At 71.7% G+C, this 20,293-nt stretch carries 16 protein-coding genes; 3 read left to right on the plus strand and 13 right to left on the minus strand.

Translation table 11 applies throughout. The annotated features are described in order from the left end of the window. Positions 1 to 300: 300 nt before the first annotated feature. Entirely contained in the window at positions 301 to 1,308 is a 1,008-nt protein-coding gene (locus AOQ53_RS34890; RefSeq protein ID WP_059423533.1) for a stage II sporulation protein M, read from the minus strand. A 128-nt stretch (positions 1,309 to 1,436) separates the two neighbouring features. Here AOQ53_RS34890 and AOQ53_RS34895 point away from each other — a divergent pair, with 128 nt between their 5' ends. Continuing rightward, positions 1,437 to 2,408 (plus strand): RDD family protein, encoded by a 972-nt coding sequence (locus tag AOQ53_RS34895; RefSeq protein ID WP_059423535.1) that lies wholly within the window; start codon positions 1,437 to 1,439, stop codon positions 2,406 to 2,408. A 36-nt stretch (positions 2,409 to 2,444) separates the two neighbouring features. Here the strand turns inward: AOQ53_RS34895 and AOQ53_RS34900 are convergent, their stop codons facing one another. From AOQ53_RS34900 to AOQ53_RS34935, 9 genes are all read right to left on the minus strand, one after another. Continuing rightward, complete coding sequence (locus tag AOQ53_RS34900) at positions 2,445 to 3,059, minus strand: hypothetical protein (RefSeq protein ID WP_059423537.1); 615 nt, start codon at positions 3,057 to 3,059, stop codon at positions 2,445 to 2,447. 123 nt (positions 3,060 to 3,182) lie between these two features. Next, entirely contained in the window at positions 3,183 to 4,640 is a 1,458-nt protein-coding gene (ahcY, locus tag AOQ53_RS34905) for an adenosylhomocysteinase (RefSeq protein WP_059423538.1), read from the minus strand. Between the two features lie 361 nt (positions 4,641 to 5,001). Beyond that, entirely contained in the window at positions 5,002 to 5,982 is a 981-nt protein-coding gene (locus AOQ53_RS34910; RefSeq protein WP_059423540.1) for a cation diffusion facilitator family transporter, read from the minus strand. Positions 5,983 to 6,134: 152 nt separating this feature from the next. Next, positions 6,135 to 7,286 (minus strand): mannose-6-phosphate isomerase, class I, encoded by a 1,152-nt coding sequence (gene manA / locus AOQ53_RS34915; RefSeq protein ID WP_059423541.1) that lies wholly within the window; start codon positions 7,284 to 7,286, stop codon positions 6,135 to 6,137. A 55-nt stretch (positions 7,287 to 7,341) separates the two neighbouring features. Continuing rightward, a complete protein-coding gene (locus tag AOQ53_RS34920) occupies positions 7,342 to 8,469 on the minus strand; it encodes an SIS domain-containing protein (protein ID WP_059423544.1) in 1,128 nt (375 codons plus the stop codon). A gap of 128 nt (positions 8,470 to 8,597) precedes the next feature. Continuing rightward, positions 8,598 to 8,768 (minus strand): Trm112 family protein, encoded by a 171-nt coding sequence (locus AOQ53_RS42175; RefSeq protein ID WP_078945647.1) that lies wholly within the window; start codon positions 8,766 to 8,768, stop codon positions 8,598 to 8,600. 203 nt (positions 8,769 to 8,971) lie between these two features. Then, the gene (locus AOQ53_RS34925; RefSeq protein WP_059423547.1) at positions 8,972 to 10,336 is read right to left on the minus strand and encodes a phosphomannomutase/phosphoglucomutase; all 1,365 of its coding nucleotides are present in this window, start codon (positions 10,334 to 10,336) and stop codon (positions 8,972 to 8,974) included. 102 nt (positions 10,337 to 10,438) lie between these two features. Then, positions 10,439 to 12,055: an L-lactate permease gene (locus AOQ53_RS34930; RefSeq protein WP_059423549.1), complete on the minus strand. Its 1,617-nt coding sequence runs from the start codon at positions 12,053 to 12,055 to the stop codon at positions 10,439 to 10,441. A gap of 118 nt (positions 12,056 to 12,173) precedes the next feature. Further along, positions 12,174 to 12,596 (minus strand): DUF3499 domain-containing protein, encoded by a 423-nt coding sequence (locus tag AOQ53_RS34935; RefSeq protein WP_010034669.1) that lies wholly within the window; start codon positions 12,594 to 12,596, stop codon positions 12,174 to 12,176. A gap of 294 nt (positions 12,597 to 12,890) precedes the next feature. Between AOQ53_RS34935 and AOQ53_RS34940 the strand changes: the two genes are divergently transcribed. Further along, on the plus strand, positions 12,891 to 13,346 hold the full coding sequence (locus tag AOQ53_RS34940; protein WP_078885356.1) for a metallopeptidase family protein: 456 nt from the start codon (positions 12,891 to 12,893) through the stop codon (positions 13,344 to 13,346). A 21-nt stretch (positions 13,347 to 13,367) separates the two neighbouring features. On the opposite strand, the gene AOQ53_RS34945 is transcribed toward AOQ53_RS34940, so the two are convergent. From AOQ53_RS34945 to AOQ53_RS34955, 3 genes are all read right to left on the minus strand, one after another. Next, positions 13,368 to 14,894, minus strand: a complete 1,527-nt coding sequence (locus AOQ53_RS34945; RefSeq protein ID WP_059423556.1) for a DUF5719 family protein — start codon at positions 14,892 to 14,894, stop codon at positions 13,368 to 13,370. Then, entirely contained in the window at positions 14,891 to 18,565 is a 3,675-nt protein-coding gene (locus AOQ53_RS34950; RefSeq protein ID WP_078945648.1) for a glycosyltransferase family 2 protein, read from the minus strand. The genes AOQ53_RS34945 and AOQ53_RS34950 overlap by 4 nt, the downstream gene beginning before the upstream one ends. A gap of 234 nt (positions 18,566 to 18,799) precedes the next feature. Next, complete coding sequence (locus tag AOQ53_RS34955) at positions 18,800 to 19,063, minus strand: WhiB family transcriptional regulator (protein WP_010034659.1); 264 nt, start codon at positions 19,061 to 19,063, stop codon at positions 18,800 to 18,802. A gap of 726 nt (positions 19,064 to 19,789) precedes the next feature. Here AOQ53_RS34955 and AOQ53_RS34960 point away from each other — a divergent pair. Next, positions 19,790 to 20,287: a cysteine dioxygenase gene (locus AOQ53_RS34960; RefSeq protein WP_059423560.1), complete on the plus strand. Its 498-nt coding sequence runs from the start codon at positions 19,790 to 19,792 to the stop codon at positions 20,285 to 20,287. Positions 20,288 to 20,293: the final 6 nt, after the last annotated feature.

Raw genomic sequence — 20,293 nt, forward strand, 5'->3', positions numbered from 1 at the left:
CTCGGTGCTTTCCAGGTTTCCGCTTCCGCGTTTCCCTTTCCGGCGGTTCCGACTTTATCAGAGGTTTCGGGCCGGATTACCCGGCCGCTCATTTCCGATTCATCGGGAGGGGCTTCAATGAAATCAGCGTTTCATGAAGCAGACAGATGCTCACTGTCACCGATCTGGGGCTGAACCCCTTGTCCAGGCAACTGTTCGAATCTACCTCCCCGCATGCGCCGTGTCAACGGCTCCTGCGGGGCGAAGAGGAGACTAGCAGCTGAACGGACGTGGTCGCACATCCGGCGGCCGCAGGGCCGTTCAGGCAGCGGTCGGGACGGTGGCGCTTCGTTCCGCCGCCTCCACATCGCCGGTCTCGCCGACGCGGGCGGCGCGGCCGCCCAGGACATAGACATAGGCGAGGAAGGCCAGTTCGGCGACGACTCCGATGGTGATGCGGGCCCAGGTGGGGAGGCCGGACGGGGTGACGAAGCCTTCGATGGCGCCGGAGACGAAGAGGACCACCGCCAGGCCGATGGCCATGCCGATGGCGGCACGTCCCTCTTCCGCGAGAGCTGTGCGTCGTGTGCGGGGGCCCGGGTCGATGAGGGTCCAGCCGAGGCGCAGGCCGGTGCCGGCGGCCACGAAGACGGCGGTCAGTTCGAGCAGGCCGTGCGGGAGGACCAGGCCGAGGAACGTGTCGAGGCGGCCGGCCGAGGACATCAGGCCGACGCCGATGCCCAGGTTGAGCATGTTCTGGAAGAGAATCCAGATGACTGGGAGCCCGAGGAAGACGCCGAGGATCAGGCACAGGGCTGCGGCCCAGGCGTTGTTCGTCCAGACCTGGGCGGCGAAGCTGGCGGCCGGGTGGCTGGAGTAGTACGTCTCGTACTGGCCGCCGGGGCGGGTGAGCTCGCGTAGTTCGCTGGGGGTCGCGATGGAGGCCTGCACTTCGGGGTGAGTGCCGATCCACCATCCCATGAGCGCCGCGACCGCCGTGGACAGCAGTGCGGTGGGTACCCACCAGTGGCGTGACTTGTAGACGGCCGCGGGGAAGCCGTGGACGAGGAAGCGGGTGACGTCGCGCCAGGAGGCGCGTCGGGTGCCTGTCACGGCACTACGCGCACGTGCCACGAGTTGGCTGAGCCGGCCGGTCAGCTGGGGGTCGGGGGCGCTGGTCTGGATCAGGGAGAGGTGCGTGGCGGCGCGTTGGTAGAGGGTGACGAGTTCGTCGGCTTCGGCACCGCTGAGGCGGCGCTGGCGACGGAGCAGAGCTTCGAGGCGGTCCCACTCCGCTCGGTGGGCGGAGACGAAGACGTCGAGGTCCATCGGTGTGCCTGCTCCTCGGCTGTTCGTCGGCGGCTCGTCGTGGATCAGCTTGTCGTACTGCGGCGCGATGCGCCCTCAGCTTGGCAGACTGGCCCTGTCGGGGGCAGGGCAGGGGAAGGACGGCGGGCGTGAGTGAGCTGGTGACGGGCGAGGCTGTGGCGCTGGAGCTGCGCCCCGCGAGGTTGCCCAGCAGGGCGCTGGCCGTGTTGCTGGATCTTGTGGTGGCCGTGGCCGTCTACGTGGCGGTGACCATCGCGATCGTGGTTTCCACGGCCTCGCTGGACGAGGCGGCGCAGACGGCGCTGTCGATCGCGACGTTCGTTCTCGTGCTGGTGGGCGGGCCGATCGCGGTGGAGACGCTGAGTCATGGGCGCTCGCTCGGGAAGGTGGCGTGCGGTCTGCGTGTGGTGCGGGACGACGGGGGGCCGATCCGGTTCCGGCATGCGCTGGTGAGGGGCTTGATCGGGGTGATCGAGATCCTCATGACCTTCGGAGTCGTCGCGTGTATCGCCTCGTTCGTGTCGGCGCGTGGGCGGCGGCTGGGGGATGTGTTCGCGGGGACTCTCGTCGTAAGGGAACGGATTCCGGTCGCGCGGACCGGCTTCGTGCCGCCTCCTCCGCCCTGGCTGGCAGGGCGGTTCTCGGGGCTCGATCTGTCTGCGGTGCCCGACGGGCTGTGGCTCGCCGTCCGTCAGTACCTGACGCGTATGCAGCAGCTGGACCCGCAGGTGGGCTGGTCCATGGCGGAGCGGCTGGCGTCGGATCTGGCCGACCGTACGGGGGTTCCGGTGCCGCAGGGTGTTCCGCCGGCGGCGTATCTGGCGGCGGTCGTGCATGAACGGCAGTCGCGAGAGGCTCGGCGGGCTTTCGGGAGCGGGTCGGCCTCGTCGACCCCGTCGGCGGCCGAGGCCGCTCCGGCTGCCAACGCGGCTTCGGTTACTGAGACCCCTTCGGCTGCGGGCGCGGGGTCCGCTGCGTACGGGCCGCCGGTCGTGCCGCCCGGCGCGGCTGTCGAGTCGTCCGACGGGGCTCGGCCCGAGCAGTCGCACGAGGTGCCGGCGGGCGATCGTCCGGGGACCGGGTTCGTGCCGCCGGCGTAGGGGAGGGCGGGGCTGCCCGTTCACCGGGGGTCGCCCTCAGGGGAACACCGACGGCGGTGATTCGAGGTCTTCCAGCTCGATGCCCGGGGCCGCGAGCACCACGTCACCGGCGATGTGCACGGAGTGCTGTTCGCCCGTGTCCAGGGCTGTGACCTGGTATTCGTCCACGGTCAGAGGGCCGTTGTCAGTGGCGTGTGCTTCTCTTTTCAGCAAGGTCCACGACTGGTCCACGGTGCGCGGGGCGAGGACCGGATCCGTGAAGGCGACGAGGCGTACGCGGGTGCCGGCTGAGGAGGGGGTGAGGCGCAGGAGACGAGTGGTGGCGACGAGGAACGCCGGGGAGGTGCCGGTGAAGGCGTGGGCGCGCACATTGCCTTCGGTGGCGTCGGCTCCGGTCGGGTCGGTGCGGACCCACGTGACGCCGTCGAGGGCGGCACCGCGGACCTGCCAGGCGGCGGCGTGGAGTTCGAGGCGGATGGGGCGGCCGATTTCGTCGAGGGTGAGGTCGACGGAGCCGTGGTGATCGCCCGAGGGGGTGGTCAGCTGGGAGACGTAGCGCCAGCCGGAGGGGCCGATGGCGCAGTGGAAGTGCTCTTCTGCGAGGGAGGTGTGATCGTGCGGATCGTGGAGCGAATAACGGCCGCGGGGCATGGGGGTCCTGGGTCTTGACGGGCTGGGCCGGGTCGCTGGTCCGTCAAAACGGGGCAGGCCCCCGGCACGGGGGTGCGGGGGCCTGCCTCGTAGGACCTGACCGGCAGCGCTGTGCTGCTCGGCTCAGTAGCGGTAGTGGTCCGGCTTGTACGGGCCTTCGACCTGTACGCCGATGTACTCGGCCTGCTCGGGGCGGAGCGTGGTCAGCTTCACACCGAGCGCGTCCAGGTGGAGACGGGCGACCTTCTCGTCGAGGTGCTTGGGCAGCACGTAGACGCCGGTCGGGTACTCGTCGGGCTTGGTGAACAGCTCGATCTGGGCCAGCGTCTGGTCCGCGAAGGAGTTGGACATCACGAACGACGGGTGACCGGTGGCGTTGCCCAGGTTCAGCAGACGGCCCTCGGACAGGACGATGACCACCTTGCCGTCGGGGAAGGTCCACGTGTGGACCTGCGGCTTCACCTCGTCCTTGACGATACCGGGGATCTTCGCGAGGCCGGCCATGTCGATCTCGTTGTCGAAATGGCCGATGTTGCCCACGATCGCCTGGTGCTTCATCCTGGCCATGTCACCGGCCATGATGATGTCCTTGTTGCCGGTCGTGGTGATGAAGATGTCGGCCGTCTCGACGACCTCGTCCAGCGTCGTGACCTGGTAGCCGTCCATCGCCGCCTGAAGGGCGCAGATCGGGTCGATCTCGGTGACGATCACGCGGGCGCCCTGCCCGCGCAGAGACTCCGCACAGCCCTTGCCCACGTCGCCGTACCCGCAGACGACCGCGGTCTTGCCGCCGATCAGGACATCGGTGGCACGGTTGATGCCGTCGACCAGCGAGTGGCGGCAACCGTACTTGTTGTCGAACTTCGACTTCGTGACGGCATCGTTGACGTTGATCGCCGGGAACAGCAGGACGCCGTCGCGCTGCATCTCGTACAGGCGGTGGACACCGGTGGTGGTCTCCTCGGTCACGCCACGGATCTCCGAGGCGAGCTGGGTCCACTTCTGGGAGCCGTCGGTGATGGTGCGGTTCAGGAGTTCGAGGATGACACGGTGCTCGTCGTTCTCGGCGGTGTCGACGGCAGGGACCTTGCCGGCCTTCTCGTACTCGACACCCTTGTGCACGAGGAGGGTGGCGTCACCGCCGTCGTCCAGGATCATGTTCGGACCGCCCGTGGGGCTGTCCGGCCAGGTCAGCGCCTGCTCCGTGCACCACCAGTACTCCTCCAGAGTCTCGCCCTTCCAGGCGAAGACCGGGACGCCCTGCGGGTTGTCGGGCGTGCCGTTCGGGCCGACGGCGATGGCTGCCGCGGCGTGGTCCTGGGTGGAGAAGATGTTGCAGGAGGCCCAGCGGACCTGTGCGCCGAGGGCGACCAGGGTTTCGATGAGCACGGCGGTCTGCACGGTCATGTGCAGGGAGCCGGTGACGCGAGCGCCGGCCAGGGGCTGCGCCTCGGCGTACTCCTTGCGGATCGCCATCAGGCCCGGCATCTCGTGCTCGGCGAGGGTGATCTCCTTACGGCCGAACTCGGCCAGGGAGAGGTCGGCGACCTTGAAGTCCTGTCGGTTTTCGACAGTCGTCATTGAGAGCTGCTCCTCGGGATTGGGTCGAGGTGTGTACGGCTGGTCTGCGCGGCGGCGGACACAGGGGTGCCCGAAAGAGGACACAGGCATGCCCGCGTGTGCGCAGCGCAGTCCGTCGGAGGCCCTCTCTCCCTCGGCCGGTCCGCGGTGGGACCGCCCGACCGCCATCAGCAGCGACGTCTGGCTCCGTCCCAAGCTACACCGGGGGCGCCTGCGATCCCCAGTCCGCAGGGAAACACATCGAGCCGATCCCGTGACGGGCGGGGGTGGGACTGTCGGTGAGGTGCGGGGGCGGTGGAAGGCTGCGGGGCCCGCCGAGTGGTTCGGCGGGCCCCGTGACCGGAGGAGTCGTACGGATGGGTCAGTGGTCGGCGGGGTGCGGGGTGGGGCCGCCGGGGCTTGCCTCGGGGTCGGAGCCCTTGGCGGCTTCGGCCTCGCTGTAGATGTCCGGCTCGAGGTAGATCACGCGGGCGATCGGGACGGCCTCGCGGATGCGGGACTCGGCGGCGTTGATGGCGGCGGCGATCTCGGTGGCCGTCTCCTCGTGGCGGACGGCGATCTTGGCGGCGACGAGGAGTTCCTCGGGGCCGAGGTGGAGCGTGCGCATGTGGATGATGCGGGTGACCGTGTCGCCGTCGACGACGGCGGCCTCGATCTTCTGGGTCTCCTCGACGCCGGCGGACTCGCCGAGCAGCAGCGACTTGGTCTCGGCGGCGAGGACCAGGGCGATCAGGATGAGCAGGATGCCGATGCAGAGGGTGCCGATGCCGTCCCAGACGCTGTCGCCGGTGAGCAGGGCGAGGCCGACGCCGCCGAGGGCGAGGATCAGGCCGACGAGGGCGCCGAGGTCCTCCAGGAGGACGACCGGGAGCTCGGGGGCCTTGGCGTGGCGGACGAACTCCTTCCAGGAGCGCTTGCCCCGCAGGACGTTTGACTCCTTGATGGCCGTGCGGAAGGAGAAGGTCTCGGCGATGATCGCGAAGACCAGGACGCCGACGGGCCAGTACCAGTGCGTCAGCTCATGCGGGTGCTTGATCTTCTCGTAGCCCTCGTAGAGGGCGAACATGCCGCCGACCGAGAAGAGGACGATGGAGACGAGGAAGGCGTAGATGTAGCGCTCGCGGCCGTAGCCGAAGGGGTGTTGCGGGGTGGCCTCGCGCTTGGCCTTCTTGCCGCCGACCAGGAGCAGTGCCTGGTTGCCGGAGTCGGCGAGCGAGTGGACGGACTCGGCGAGCATCGACGACGAGTTACTGAAGATGAACGCCACGAACTTCGCTACCGCGATCGCGAGGTTGGCGACCAGTGCCGCCACGATCGCCTTGGTGCCGCCTGACGCGCTCATATGTTCGCGTTGTCCCTTCGTACGCCGTTCCAGGGCCGGGATGCCGCCTTGGTGCGGCACCCGTGGCTTTGCCCGTGCTTGACGGTGGGCCATTGTTGCAGCCCGCTCGGGCCGCGGTGCTTCAGGTCACCACCCGGGGGTCGTCGAAACGGTCAGGCGACGACGGTGGCCCGGAAAAGCGTTCCCGTTCCGGACACTTCGGCCTTTTCGCCGGCCGGGACGAAGACGGACCGGCCGGCCGTCAGGTCGTGCTCGCCCGCGCGGACGGTGCCTGCCGTGCAGAGCAGGATCTGCGGGGTCGGGCGGGTGAGGTCGTGGGTGGCGCCGGCCTCGGGGAGGACGAAGCGGGAGAGGCGGAACTCGTCGATCGGGGTCTCGTAGAGCTCCTCGCCGTCCGGGGAGGCCTCGGGGCGCAGGACGCCGGGGTCACTGGGCCGGAAGCGGACGATGCGCAGGAGCTCGGGGACGTCGACGTGCTTGGGGGTCAGGCCGCAGCGCAGGACGTTGTCGGAGTTGGCCATGATCTCGACGCCGAGGCCGTTCAGGTAGGCGTGCGGGACGCCGGCGCCGAGGTAGAGGGCCTCGCCGGGCTGGAGCCGGACGTGGTTCAGCAGCATGGCGGCGATGACGCCGGGGTCGCCCGGGTAGTGGTGGGCGATGTCGGCGTAGGGGGCGTAGGCGCCGCCGAGGCGGGTGCAGGCGGCAGCCGCCTCCTCCACCGTGCGGGACATCTCCTCGCGGTCGGCGGTGAGGATCGCCGTGAGGACCTCGCGCAGGGCGGCGTCCTCGGGGTGGGCGTGCAGCAGGTCGACGTACGGCTTGAGGGAGTCGACGCCCAGGTCGTCGAGCAGGCCGGCGGCCGCGAGCGGGTCGCGGAAGCCGCACAGGCCGTCGAACTCGGTGAGGGCGCAGATCAGTTCGGGCTTGTGGTTGGCGTCCTTGTAGTTGCGGTGCGGGGCGTCCACCGGGATGCCGCGGCGCTCCTCGCCCGCGTAGCCCTCCTTGGCCTGCTCCAGGTCGGGGTGGACCTGGAGCGAGAGCGGGGCGCCGGCGGCGAGGATCTTGAGGAGGAAGGGCAGGCGGGGGCCGAACTTGGCGACTGCGGCCGGTCCGAGTGCCTTTTCCGGGTCGGCGTCGATGACCTCGACGAGCGTGCCCCGGTCGGTGCGTGAGGGCGCGCCCGGGTGGGCGCCCATCCACATCTCCGCCTGCGGCTCGCCGGTCGGGTCGGTGCCGAGCAGATGCGGGATGGCGGTGGGGGAACCCCAGGCGTAGGGGCGGATGGTGTTGTCGAGGCGGTCCATGGGGGTCTCTCTTGCGTGTTCGGGCGGCTGGCGCGTCAGGGTGTCCCGAACATGATCAGGCCCTCGAAGCGAGCGCCAGGTAAACCGCGGCGAAATCCGTGGTGGCGATCAGTTCCGCGAGGGTCTCCAGCTCGCCGCCCTCCTCCGGTTCCAGTTCGCTGATCGGCGTGTCGTGGCTGAGGGCCAGGTCGCGGGCGCCGGGGGCGGCGGTGAGGCCGCCGATGGGGCGGTCGCGGAGGAGCACCACGCGGGCGTGCAGGGCGGGTGGTTCCTCGACGCGGTCGCGGAAGAAGTCGTCGGGGTCGGCGCTGGCGGCCAGTGGGCCGGCGAGCAGGGCACTGTGTGCGGCGAGGGCCTCGGGGAGTTCGGCGACGACCGCCGGGGTGCCGGACAGCTCGGCGAGCGCGGCGGCGAAACGGCGGCCCGCCGGGCCGGCCGAGGTGCCCTCGGTCCAGACGATCGGGAGCGCGTCGGCGAGTTCGGCGGCGAGGGTCTTGGCCGGGTTGCTGTAGGTGGCGATGGCGGGGCCGCAGCGTTCGGCGACGGCGTCGAGGCGGTCGGCGACCTTGCCGAGGGCGTCCGGCGGGGCGGCGAGCACTCCCGTACGGTCCAGCAGCGCGAGCAGTGGGGTGAGCAGCGCCCACAGGACGCCGGGGGCGGAGGCGGCGAGGGGCTCGTCCTGGTCGTACGGGGCGGTCGCCATGGGGACGAACAGGCCGTGCGAGCCGTTCACCGCGTCGGCGAGCGGGGAGCGGCTGGGGGCCACGGCGACGACATTGCAGCCGCGGCGGTAGGCCTGTTCGGCGAGGAGGGACAGGCCGGGTTCGCTGCCGTCCGGGGTGGTGATCAGGAGGAGGTCGACGGAGCCGACCCATCCGGGCAGTTCCCAGCGCAGGGCACCCGCGGCGGGGGCGACGCCGGTGGGGGGCAGCCGCGTGACCGGGCTGCCGGCGCCGGCGAGGGTGCCGATGAGGTCGGCGGCGTGGGTGGCGGCGGCGCCCGGGCCGGCGATGAGGACGGCGCGGGGGCGGCCATCCGGCTTGAGGTCGTTGATGCCGGCCTCGGCGGAGTGGCGGGCGGCCGTGCGGACGCGGGCGCCGGCTTCTGCGGCGCCGCGGAGCAGCCCGCGGTGGTCGGCCTCGGAGAGGCCCTCCGGGGAGTCGAGCAGCGATTCGTCGAGCATGGGCGGCAGCCTCCGATGGCCGGGGTCCGTTCCGGGCCCCGCTTTTTGGGGTGTCCTACGTCGGTGCCCGTTGTGCCGGGGGCTATGTGCACCGGGGGTTCACACGGGTGTGTCTGCCCGGGCGGGGCCTACGCGGGGCGACGGGCCTCGTCGACCAGGAGGACGGGGATGCCGTCGCGGACGGGGTAGGCCAGGCCGCAGTTCTGGTCGGTGCAGAGCAGTTCGGTGTCCTGCTCCTTGAGGGGAGCGTGGCAGGCCGGGCAGGCGAGGATTTCGAGAAGGCCGGCTTCGAGTGCCATGCGGGGTCCCTTCGGGGGTCGGGCGGGGTGCGGGTCGGTCCTTGGAGCGGTGCGGATGTGCCTGGTCAGGGTACCGCCGGTGGGGCTGGGGCGGGGGTGGTTGGCAGGTGCTGCTGAGAGGGCGGGGTGGGTGAAGGGGCTTCGCCCCTTTGACCTCACACACCCCGCCAGGGGGCTCCGCCCCACTGGACCCGGTCCGTGCCTCAGCCCCTGATGATCGCCAGTGCCTCGTCCCTCACCCTGGCCATCGTCTCCGCGTCCCTCGCCTCCGCGTTCAGGCGGATCAGCGGCTCCGTGTTGGAGGGGCGTACGTTGAACCACCAGTCGGTGGCGGAGACGGTCAGGCCGTCCAGCTCGTCGAGGGTGATGCCCTCGCGGTTCTCGTACGCGGAGCGGATCGCGGCGAGGCGGGCCGCCTGGTCGGTGACGGTGGAGTTGATCTCGCCGGAGCCGGAGTAGCGGTCGTACTGGGCGACGAGGGCGGAGAGAGTGCCCGGCTGGCCGCCGAGGGCCGCCAGGACGTGGAGGGCGGCCAGCATGCCGGTGTCGGCGTTCCAGAAGTCGCGGAAGTAGTAGTGCGCGGAGTGTTCGCCGCCGAAGATCGCGCCCGAGCGCGCCATTTCCGCCTTGATGAAGGAGTGGCCCACGCGGGTGCGGACCGGGGTGCCGCCGTTCTCCGCGACGACCTCGGGGACCGACCAGGACGTGATCAAGTTGTGGATGATCGTGCCCTTGCCGCCGTGCCTGGCCAGTTCGCGGGAGGCCACCAGGGCGGTGATCGCCGACGGGGAGACCGGCTCACCGCGCTCGTCGACGACGAAGCAGCGGTCGGCGTCGCCGTCGAAGGCGAGACCCAGGTCGGCGCCCTCCTCCCGGACCCGCTTCTGGAGGTCGACGAGGTTGGCCGGGTCGAGGGGGTTGGCCTCGTGGTTGGGGAAGGTGCCGTCGAGTTCGAAGTACATCGGGACCAGCGTCAGGGGCAGCCCGGTGAAGACCTCGGGGACCGTGTGGCCGCCCATGCCGTTGCCCGCGTCGACGACGACCTTCAGGGGGCGGATGGAGGTCAGGTCGACCAGGGAGCGCAGGTGCGCCGCGTAGTCCGACAACGTGTCGCGGCTGGCGATGGTCCCGGGCGTGGCGACCGGCTCGGGGGCACCCGACTCGCTCCAGCGCTCGACCAGTTCGCGGATCTCGGCGAGACCGGTGTCCTGGCCGACCGGGGCGGCACCCATGCGGCACATCTTGATGCCGTTGTACTGCGCCGGGTTGTGCGAGGCGGTGAACATGGCGCCCGGCAGATTCAGCGCGCCCGACGCGTAGTAGAGCTGGTCCGTGGAGCACAGGCCGATCTCGGTCACGTCGGCGCCCAGCGCCGCGGCCCCGCGCGCGAAGGCCCGCGACAGGCCGGGTGAGGAGGGCCGCATGTCGTGTCCGGTCGCGATGGCGCTCGCGCCGGTGACCTGCACGAAGGCCGCTCCGAAGAGCTCGGCCAGGGACTCGTCCCACTGGTCGGGGACGACCCCGCGTACGTCGTACGCCTTCACGACCTGCGACAGATCAGCAGCCACGGCCAACCTTCCTGAAAAGTACTGTCGGTCCGCACAAACTACCCCCGGCCACTGACAGCGCGCTGGGCGGACACCAAGAGGGCTCCCAGCCGTAACCTCAGGTCAGGGCAGCATCCAGCCCAGGACGGGCGTGCTCTGGCCGACCGCGATCAGGCACATCACCAGCAGCAGGCCCAGGCTCCACGGCAGCACCTTGCGCAGCAAATCTCCCTCGCGGCCCGCGAGTCCGACGGCCGCGCAGGCGATGGTGAGGTTCTGCGGGGAGATCATCTTGCCGAGGACGCCGCCGGAGCTGTTGGCGGCGGCCAGCAGGTCGGGCGACAGTCCCGACTCACGGGCGGCGGTCACCTGGAGGGCGCCGAAGAGGGCGTTGGCGGAGGTGTCCGATCCCGTCACGGCGACGCCGAACCAGCCGAGGACGGGTGAGAGGAAGGCGAGCCCGGCTCCGGCCGCCGCCACGAAGTGGCCGATGGTCGCCGCCTGCCCGGAGAGGTTCATGACGTACGCGAGCGCCAGTACGGACGTCACCGTCAGGATCGCGAAGCGCAGTTCGTGGACGGTCGCGAGCCACTCCTTCACCGCCACGCGCGCGTGCACGCCGATGACGACGGCCGTGCAGATACCGGCGAGCAGCACGAGCGTGCCGCCGGTCGACACGATCGGCCAGGTGAAGACGTTGCCGCCGACCGGTTCGCCGTCGGAGCCGAGCACGTTCAGCAAGGGCCAGTCGTAGGTCTGGGTGGCCTTGTCCAACCGGCCCTTGACGGCCGGGATCTGGGCGACGGAGAAGATCACAACGATCAGCGCGTAGGGGGCGTAGGCGCGCAGAACCTCGCGGGGCGGGTCCTCCTCGTCCAGTTCCTCGCTGCGTGCGCCGGTCAGCACGGAGGCGCGTACGGACGCGGCGGCGGGCACGCGCGCGTGCGGCACGGCGGCCAGGGCGCCCGCGCCCGCCAGGGCGGCGCCGATGTCGGCGAGTTGGGCGGAGACGTAGTTGGAAGCTGCGAACTGGGCGACGGCGAAGGCGACTCCACAGGCGAGGGCCGGTACCCAGGTCTCGCGCAACCCGCGCCGACCGTCCACCAGCCAGACCAGCACGAGGGGCACCACGAGGGCCAGCAGCGGCGTCTGACGGCCCACCACGGAGGCCACGGAGTCCAGCGGGAGTCCGGTGACCTGGGCGAGCGTGACGACCGGGGTGCCCATCGCGCCGAAGGCAACGGGCGCGGTGTTGGCGACCAGGGCGACCACGGCGGCGCGCACCGGTTCGAAGCCGAGGGCGACCAGCATGACCGCGCTGATCGCGACGGGCGCCCCGAAGCCGGCGAGCGCCTCCAGCAGCGCCCCGAAGCAGAAGGCGATGACGAGTGCCTGGATGCGGGGGTCGTCGGAGAGCCGACCGAAGGACCGGCGCAGGATGTCGAAGTGCCGGGTGCGGACGGTCATCCGGTACACCCACAAGGCGTTGACGACGATCCACAGGATGGGGAAGAGGCCGAACACGGCACCCTGAGCGGCGCTGGAGAGCGTCTGCCCCAGGGGCATGCCGTAGGCGAGCCGGGCGACGAGAACGGCGGCGAGGAGGCCGGTCAGGCCGGCCAGGTGCGCCTTCATGCGGACGCCGCCGAGCAGGACCAGGACGATCACGAGAGGCAGGGCCGCCACGAGGGCGGACAGGCCCAGTGAGCCGGCGACGGGTTCCAGTTCCTGGACGTACACGGGCGCCTCCCCGGTTTCCGTCATGCGAAAGCGTTTTCTCGCGACCTCAGAACGGAATGGTCATGTCCGCGCCAAACCCGCGTCAATGGGTGTGCGCGGGGAGGAACCGGGGGTGCGGTCAGTTGTCGGGCGACCGGAGGACGCGCAGGTGCCCTCGTCGGGCGACCTCCATCGGGTCGGCCGCGCGCCCGCCGCCGCCGGCCCCGGCCGCCCGCTCCTGGGGACGGGCCGCTTCTCGCACGGCGTTCGCAAGCGCTTCCAGGTCGTCACCGCTGGGGCGCGCCGGGGCCGAACCGTCGAGGAGCCGGACGACCTCCCAGCCGCGCGGGGCGGTGAGGCGCTCGGAGTGCTCGGCGCACAGGTCGTAGCAGTGGGGTTCGGCGTAGGTGGCGAGCGGGCCGAGGACCGCGGTCGAGTCGGCGTAGACGTACGTCAGCGTCGCGACGGCGGGACGGCCGCAGGCGGTGCGCGAACAGCGACGTACAGGGCTCACGACGTTGGACGGTACCGCACTCTTGAGCGGGCCGCGACGACTCTCCACCAGGTCACTCCCCCGTGTCGTGCTGTGAAACGCCCCACACCCCCCTTCCGGCACACCCCGCTGACCTGCCCGGACACCGTCGTCCGGGGTGCCGAACGGTCCCTCAAGCGGTCAAGAGTCGTCACAAAACCCTCAATTGCCGTGAGGTCGCCGGTCTCGGCGGGATACGGAATCGAGCCCAACCTTGGCTGGAATGGTCATGCGACGACATGCCGCACCGGTCGGCCGGAAGCCGTCCGTAGCGCCCTGCGGTGCCGGGCGCAGAGGCGCGGCGGGGACTACCCTTCACCAGTGATGGACAAGCCCGTAACGCCCCGAGCCGCCGCCCCCGGGCCCCGCCGCCGTGACCGCCACGGCCGGGGCATGCGCGGCCCGATCGCACCGCCGCAGGTGCCCCTCGCCGCCAGCCGTGCGGAGGCATTCGCGGATCTGGTGCAGGACTCCGTGGAGCGCCTGGAGCGGCGGTGGCCGCAGCTCGCCGACATCGATTTCCTGGTGCTGGAGGTGCCGCGGCTCGACGGGCCCGGCCAGGCCTGGAACGACGAGGCGGTTCCGCTGGGCGGCACGATCAGCGCCCGCGAGGGGCGCCCCGCGCGCGTGGTGGTCTACCGGCGGCCGGTCGAGATCCGCACCAAGGGGCGCGACGAGCGGGCGGCGCTGGTGCACGAGGTCGTCGTCGAGCAGGTCGCCGAGTTGCTGGGGCTGACGCCGGAGACGGTGGATCCGCGGTACGGCGAGGACCAGGGCTGAGACGGCCGGCAGCGGTCAGAGCTACCTCTGCAGCACCGAGAGATCCTCCTCCGCCTCCGGTACCGCGACCATCCCTCGGTCGTCGGGGAGCGTCTGCACGGTGAAGCCCGGCACATCGCCCTCCGTCGCCGTCAGGGTGCGGGCGCCGTAGACCGGGCCGCCGGACTTCGTCTCGACCGTGAGCGCGTACGTGCCCTTCAGGCCGCCGGGGACCGGGGGTTCGATGTCCTGCGTCGTGCCCGCCTTGATCGTGTACGTCTTCGACACCGGCGTGCCGCCCCCGCTGCCCGCCGAGGCGGTGACCTCGACCGTGGCGGCGCGGCCGGGGGCCGTCAGGGAGAGCGTGCTGCCCTTGGCGCTGTTGTCCGCGGACGTCGCGCGCGTGCCGACGGGGCGGGTGGCCGGGATGAACGCCGTCTCCTGCTTGTCGCCCTTGCCGCGTACGACCCGCAGGGCGGCCACGACCGGCACGGGCTGGTCCGTCGGCGTCAGCACCAGGGAGCCCGCCTCACCGCGTGTCACGTCGCCCAGATCCACGGCGGTGGTCATGCCGCCCTTGACGTGCACCGTCTCGTGTCCGGCCGGGGTGATCAGCCCGGAGGGGGAGGCGAGGCGCAGCTTGAGGTCCGCGTCGGCGTCGCCGGGGGTGAAGGCGACCAGGCGCACGGAGGTGGCGTCCTTGGGGATGCCGGGCAGGACGAGGCTGCCCGACGGGTCCGTGGACGCGGCCAGCCAGTCGCCGCCGAGCTTGTCGTCCAGGGCCTGCACGGCGGCGCCGACCCGGCCGCTGCGGACGTTGACGTGCACGGTGAGGTTGGTCTGCTCCTCGTCGGTGAGGGTGGACAGCAGGACCGGCTCGCTGGAGTGCGGCTGGACCGTGATGCCCTCCCCCACCGTGGACTGGAGGGCGCCGTCCTTGCCGTAGAGCTCGATGTCGACGACGGCGGCCGAGTCGTCGGGGTTCGTCAGATGGACGTAGTCGGTGCGGCCGGCCGCGGTGCTGGCGCCGGGGAACCAGAAACTCGTGTCCGGAGCCGCGCAGTTGACGCCCTGGAGGCCGCGGCCGGTCCCCGCGGCGACCTCCGTGGTCTCCTGGACGGTCCAGCCGGGCGCGAACCTGCCGTCCGCGGTCCCGACCAGCGCGGGCGATTCGGCGCCCGAGCTGTCACCGGTGACCGGCTTGCCGGGCTCCTTGGAGGTCGGCATGGGCTTCCCGGTCTTCCGCTCGCCGGACTTCCCGTCGTCCTTGCCCTTGTCGCCGCCCACGCCCGAGCCGTCTCGCGATTCCTGGGCGGCCGCCCGGAGTTCGGCCTTGCCGCCGCTCCCAGTGCCCTTCGTGACGGGGGTGAAGGAGGTGTAGGACGTCTCCGCGATGTCGGACATGCTGGGCGCGGGGCACAGCAGGCTCGTGCGCTCGACGGGCAGTTGGGCGGCCGCCTTGGCGGTGGATTCCGCGCCCGGGGTATCCGGCGCGGACAGCGCGGCGAAGCCGGTGACGGCGGCGAGCGCGCTCGCGCCGGCGATCAGGGACAGGGTCGTGCGGTTCACTGCTGGCTCCCGTCGGGACGCTCACTGCCCGTGCCGTGGGGGTGGTGCGGCTGCGCCGGGTCGTACGGCGTGCCGTAGCCCTGGGGGTAGGCCTGGTCGTAGCCCGTCCGGTCGTAGCCCTGCTGGTCGTACGACGGGTTCTGGGGCTGGCCGCCGTACGCGTACGGGTCGTACTGGCCGCCCTGGTACGGATCCGCCGGATACTGCTGTCCGTACGCGTCCGCCGGGTACTGGGCGCCCTGGTACTGGTCGCCGTAGTTCGCGTACTCGCCGCTCTGATGGCCGGCGCCGTCCCACTGCCCGTGGCTCTGCTGCTGGGGCACGGGTGCCGGCGGCTGCTCGGGCTGTGGGGGCGGGAACTCCTCGGGCTGCGCCGCCCCTTCGACCTCCGCCTCCGCCTGGGCGCGCAGGCGGCGGGCTCGGCGGCCCTCGCCCGCGACCGGCTGGGCCGGGACGGCCGGCTCCTCGGGCAGGTCGTCGTCGATGTCGCGGCGCCGGCCGGGCAGGGCGAGCACGACGAGTACGACGGCGATCAGGCCCTGCGCCCACAGCCACGCGGTGTGGCCGACCGGGTCGTCGTAGGTGACGTCGAGCCTGCCGCCGGTGGCGGGGAGTTCGAAGCCCTGGGCCCAGCCGTCGACCGTGGTGCGGGTCAGCGGCTTGCCGTCGAGCGTGGCGGTCCAGCCGTCGGAGGCGGTGTCGGCCAGCCGCAGCAAGCGTCCGTCGGAGCCGGTCGGGATCGTGGTGTGTATGTCGACGGGCCCGGCGGCGACGGGCTGGGGGGTGCCGGAGCCTGAGGCGGGGACGATGGTGGCGCGGGCGACCTCCTGGTCGATCTGCCACAGCGCGCCGCCGTCCTGCTGGCTGAGCCGGGTCAGGCCGGGCGTGGCGTCCAGGACCCGGGTGACATCGCGGGGCGCGCCCTGGCGGACGAGCACGTAGCGCACGGCGAAGCCGCCGAGCTGGTCGGCCTGGTCGGCGCCGGAGCCGGCGACGAGGTTGGCGACGACCTTGTCGAGCCTGCCGTTCTCGCCGTCGGCCGCGGCGATCTCGCCGTCGCCGAGGCGGGCGCCGGAGCCGCGGACCAGCATGTATCCGACGTGGGAGGCGGAGTCGCTGTCGAGGACGAGGGTGCGGGCCTGGTCGCTGCTGCCGCTCTCCTCGGCGACGAACGCGGGGACCTGGGTCGCATCGCGCCGCTCCAGGGGGCCGTCGGCGCCGCGGATCATCCAGCCCGCGGCGACGAGCAGCGGGCCCGCGGCCGAGGCGAAGGCGATCAGCACGGCGACCGGCTGGCGCCAGCCGAAGCTCTGCTCGGCCACGCGCGCGCGTGCCCCGTCGGCGCCGAGCGCGGCGGCCGCCAGCAGGGCGATGCCGTAGACGAGGGTCGCGGGGCCGGACCAGGTGGAGCCGTTGGACAGGACCGCGAAGACGAAGCCGGTCAGGACGGCCGTCCAGGCCGTCCAGATGCCCAGCCGGCGTTCCGAGCGGAGCAGGGCGGCGAGTGCGGCCAGCACGATGCCGATCAGCATGAGGCCGCTGACGGTGCCGGGGCCGCCTGGGCTGGCGCCGAGCAGGTCGAGGGCGGAGGCGGCCGAGGGGCGGTACTCCAGACCGGCTTCCCGGAAGAAGCCGAACGGGAGCAGCGACAGCGACCAGGGCGCGAGGACCAGCAGAGGCGTGCCGAGCTGGGCGAGGAACCGCAGCCCGTACGCCGTGATGTCGGACCGGCGCAGAACCAGCAGCCCGGCGCCGAGGAGCAGCGCGATGGGCCACACGATCGGGGTGAACGCGGTGGTGATGGTCAGCAGCAGTGCGTACGCCCAGGTGGCGCGCCAACTGCCGCGCGCCCCCGAGGGGTTCGCCAGGCCGCTGGCGGCGATGCCCGCGCGGGCGATGAGCGGCAGCAGCACGGCCAGGACGGCGGTGCCGATCCGGCCGCCGGCGAGGGCGCCGGTGGCGGCGGGCAGGAAGGCGTACACGACGGCCGCCCACGCGCGCAGCAGCCGGGACTGGACCAGCGGGCGGGAGGCGAAGTAGGCGGTGAGACCGGCCAGCGGCACCGAGCAGACGAGCAGCAGCGTGACGGCGAGGCCGGTGGAGCCGAACAACAGGGACGCCAGCATGGCCACGAGCGCGAGGTACGGCGGCGCGGAGGAGGTGCCGCCGGCGGCGACCGGGTGCCAGGCGTCCAGGTAGCGCGCCCACAGTTCGGAGGAGTCGGCCGGGGCGGGCAGCAGGGCGCCGCCCGCGAGCGCGCCGCCGCCGAGGAGTTCGCGGCAGGCGACCAGGGAGACGAGCAGCAGCACCAGGAAGAGCACCGGGCCAGGCTTGCGCGCGATGCGCTTGAGCCGGGCGAACTGCTCGATCTCCAGGAAGTCGGCGTCGTCGCCGCCGGGGCCGGACTCGACGGCACCGCCGTGCCGTCCGGCGCCGGAGGCGACCTCGGAGTCGGAGCGGCCGACGACGTTGCTCGCAACCTGCTCGACGGTCATGCGGACGGTCGCGCCGGGCGGCGGGAACAGCGGCCGCAGCTCGTCCTTGTCGATCCGGGGCGTGCCTCTGCCGCGCCGCCCGGCGAGGATCCGCTCGGGCCTGAGCAGCGTGCCCATGAGGCCGCGGATCTCGTCGACGGCCTGTCCGGGGACCTTGCCGACGAGGTAGGCGACGGTCCGCAGCAGCGTGCCGAGCACGATCCGCAGCAGCACCCAGGGCAGCACGGCCGTACGCGCGTTGACGAGCAGGGTGTAGACGGCGCCGGCCTTGTCGACCTTGTGCGGGGATGCGGCCGTGCGGCCCACGCAGTCGACCGTGCGGCGCTCGCGGGAGGCCGCCTCGGCGTGCCGGACGACGGCCTCGGGGGCGACCAGGACGCGGTAACCCGCCGCGTGCGCGCGCCAGCACAGGTCGACGTCGTCACGCATGAGGGGCAGGTGGCGGTCGAAGCCGCCGAGCTGTTCGAAGACGTCGCGGCGGATCAGCATGCCGGCGGTGGACACCGACAGCACGGGCCGGACCTGGTCGTGCTGGCCCTGGTCCTGCTCGCGGCGGTCCAGGCCGGTCCAGCGGCGGCCGGAGTTGGCGATGCTGACGCCGACCTCAAGCAGCTGCCGCCGGTCGTACCAGCCGCGGAGCTTGGGGCCCACGACGGCCACGTCCTCGCGGCCCAGCTCGTACTCGTTGTCCACGACCCGCAGCAGCTGGGCCAGGGCGTCGGGCTCCGGGGCGCAGTCGTCGTGCAGCAGCCACAGCCACTGCACCGGCTCTCCGTGCGGGAGCTCGGGCATGTCGTAGGCGTCGTCGCGCCAGGAGCGGGTGACCGGGTCCCAGCCGCTGGGCCGCTTCAGGTACGGAAGCTGCTCGGGCGTGAGGGCCGGGGCGGTGCGGCCGCACTCCTCGACAGCCTGGCCGAAGCCGGTGCGGCGGGCGAGGTGCAGCACGCGGTCGGCGCCGAGGGCGTCGGTGACCAGCTGGGCGGAGGCGTCCGCGCTGCCGGTGTCGGCGCCCATCGCGTACTGGACGGGTCGCTCCTGGCCGAGCAGCCCGGCGAGCGCGTCGGGCAGCCAGCGGGCGCCGTCGTGGGAGACGAGGACCGCGGTCACCACATGGCGCGGGAACTCAGGTGCGGCAGCGCTGTCGTGATGAGCTGCCGGGTGACTGTGCACGGACATCGAGGTACGGGCCCCGGTTCGGTGGACTGCGGTGGACGCCTGCGACCCGTGGGGGCAGCGGGGCGTCTCGGACGAGCGACCACACTATCGGCTGCGCAACAAGGGGGCCCGCCGCCTGTGGATAACCCACCTGCGACGGGCCATTCGAACCGTGCGTGCGTGCGTATGCGCGCTGTCCGTCGGACGCGCGTTGTCCGTCGGACGCGCGCTGTCGGTGTATCGCGCCGTCCGGGATCAGACCGCTGCCTTCTTCAGCCGACGGCGCTCCCGCTCGGACAGGCCGCCCCAGATGCCGAATCGCTCGTCGTTGGCGAGGGCGTACTCGAGGCACTCGGAGCGGACCTCACAGGCGAGGCAGACCTTCTTGGCTTCCCGGGTCGAGCCGCCCTTCTCGGGGAAGAAGGACTCGGGGTCGGTCTGGGCGCACAGTGCGCGCTCCTGCCAGCCGAGTTCCTCGTCCGCGTCGTCGACCAGCAGTTGCTGCACCGTCTCGGTCATGTGCGCCCCTCGTCTGTCTTTCGCGTCCCCGTGATCTAGCCGTTACCGATTCCGGCTGAACGACACGAGTGAAATTACAAGTGTGCTGCTCCGGGCGAGTCAAGCCGAGATCTGCTATTGAGCCCCTTATTCACTCTGCGGAACCAAGCCCAAGCGGAAAGTGTTCAAATCACCATAAAACCTGACACACCGATAGAGCCCGTGAGGGCTCACACCGTCCGCCGGACCCCTTGCGGCCCCGTACGGAGAAGGACGCCCAGAGGTTCGAACTCGTTCCGACACGCACCTCGAAGCGAACCGGATCACATTCGGATCACGACTCCGCAACGGGGTTTGCGCGCCCGGATGGACGCCATGTGTCCCGGGTGGGCCATGAACAAACCTTTCATCTGAGTGAACGACCGGATGAGGTGAACCACATCCCACATACCGGGTGCCGAGTTGACAGTGCGGGTGTGAACCGGTGTCCTAGTGGGCATGCTCGCGAACTTGGCACTCACCTCGACCCGCTCCGCCGGGTCCCTCGGTGCTGCCCACGCTCGCTGTCGCTGTTGCTGTTCCAGCTGTTGAGCCCAACGCGCTCCGGCTGCCGCTGAGTCACCCACGACTCGGCGCTGTTGTCCCCGCTCCACCAGGGCACTCCTCGTGGCCGCCCGCGACCCGGGCACGCACGACGCGACACCCCCCACCGACTTTCCGCTCCTTGCCGAGGAACCACCGCACCCCATGAACAGCGACAGCGACCTCCAGATCGCCGGCGACATCCTCGAAGTCCCGCATCTGCTCCAGACCCCGCGCGAGCACCCGGCCACCGTCGCCGAGTTCGTCGGACTCGCCCGCACCATCGCCGCCGACCGCTCCCAGTGGGAGCACCTCGTCCGGTACGACGCGACCAGCCGCTGGTACCACCGGCTGCGCACCGGCCCGGGCTACGAGGTGTGGCTGCTGTCCTGGGTGCCCGGACAGGGCAGCGGGCTGCACGACCACGGCCGCTCCTCCGGTGTGCTGACCGTGCTGCACGGCACGCTGACCGAGCGCACGGAGCGGGGCACACGCGCCTTGCGGGCGGGCGCGCAGCGCGTTTTCGCGCCGGGGTACGTGCACGAAGTCGTGAACGACGCACTCGAGCCGGCGGTCAGCTTGCACGTCTACTACCCGGGCCTGACGGAGATGCCGATGCACACGGCCCAGCACTGCGAGCCCAGGGCGTACCGGGTGCCCTGACTGCCT

This window comes from Streptomyces azureus (genome assembly GCF_001270025.1).
In the GTDB taxonomy this organism is placed as follows: Bacteria; Actinomycetota; Actinomycetes; order Streptomycetales; family Streptomycetaceae; genus Streptomyces; species Streptomyces azureus.

Bases quoted from the DNA above. Each gene is read 5' to 3' on its own strand.
- AOQ53_RS34955 (WP_010034659.1), bottom strand. From the start codon at position 19,063: ATGACCGAGACGGTGCAGCAACTGCTGGTCGACGACGCGGACGAGGAA.
- manA (WP_059423541.1), bottom strand. From the start codon at position 7,286: ATGGACCGCCTCGACAACACCATCCGCCCCTACGCCTGGGGTTCCCCC.
- AOQ53_RS34920 (WP_059423544.1), bottom strand. From the start codon at position 8,469: ATGCTCGACGAATCGCTGCTCGACTCCCCGGAGGGCCTCTCCGAGGCC.
- AOQ53_RS34890 (WP_059423533.1), bottom strand. From the start codon at position 1,308: ATGGACCTCGACGTCTTCGTCTCCGCCCACCGAGCGGAGTGGGACCGC.
- AOQ53_RS34960 (WP_059423560.1), top strand. From the start codon at position 19,790: ATGAACAGCGACAGCGACCTCCAGATCGCCGGCGACATCCTCGAAGTC.
- AOQ53_RS42175 (WP_078945647.1), bottom strand. From the start codon at position 8,768: ATGGCACTCGAAGCCGGCCTTCTCGAAATCCTCGCCTGCCCGGCCTGC.
- ahcY (WP_059423538.1), bottom strand. From the start codon at position 4,640: ATGACGACTGTCGAAAACCGACAGGACTTCAAGGTCGCCGACCTCTCC.
- AOQ53_RS34940 (WP_078885356.1), top strand. From the start codon at position 12,891: ATGGACAAGCCCGTAACGCCCCGAGCCGCCGCCCCCGGGCCCCGCCGC.
- AOQ53_RS34910 (WP_059423540.1), bottom strand. From the start codon at position 5,982: ATGAGCGCGTCAGGCGGCACCAAGGCGATCGTGGCGGCACTGGTCGCC.
- AOQ53_RS34950 (WP_078945648.1), bottom strand. From the start codon at position 18,565: ATGTCCGTGCACAGTCACCCGGCAGCTCATCACGACAGCGCTGCCGCA.
- AOQ53_RS34900 (WP_059423537.1), bottom strand. From the start codon at position 3,059: ATGCCCCGCGGCCGTTATTCGCTCCACGATCCGCACGATCACACCTCC.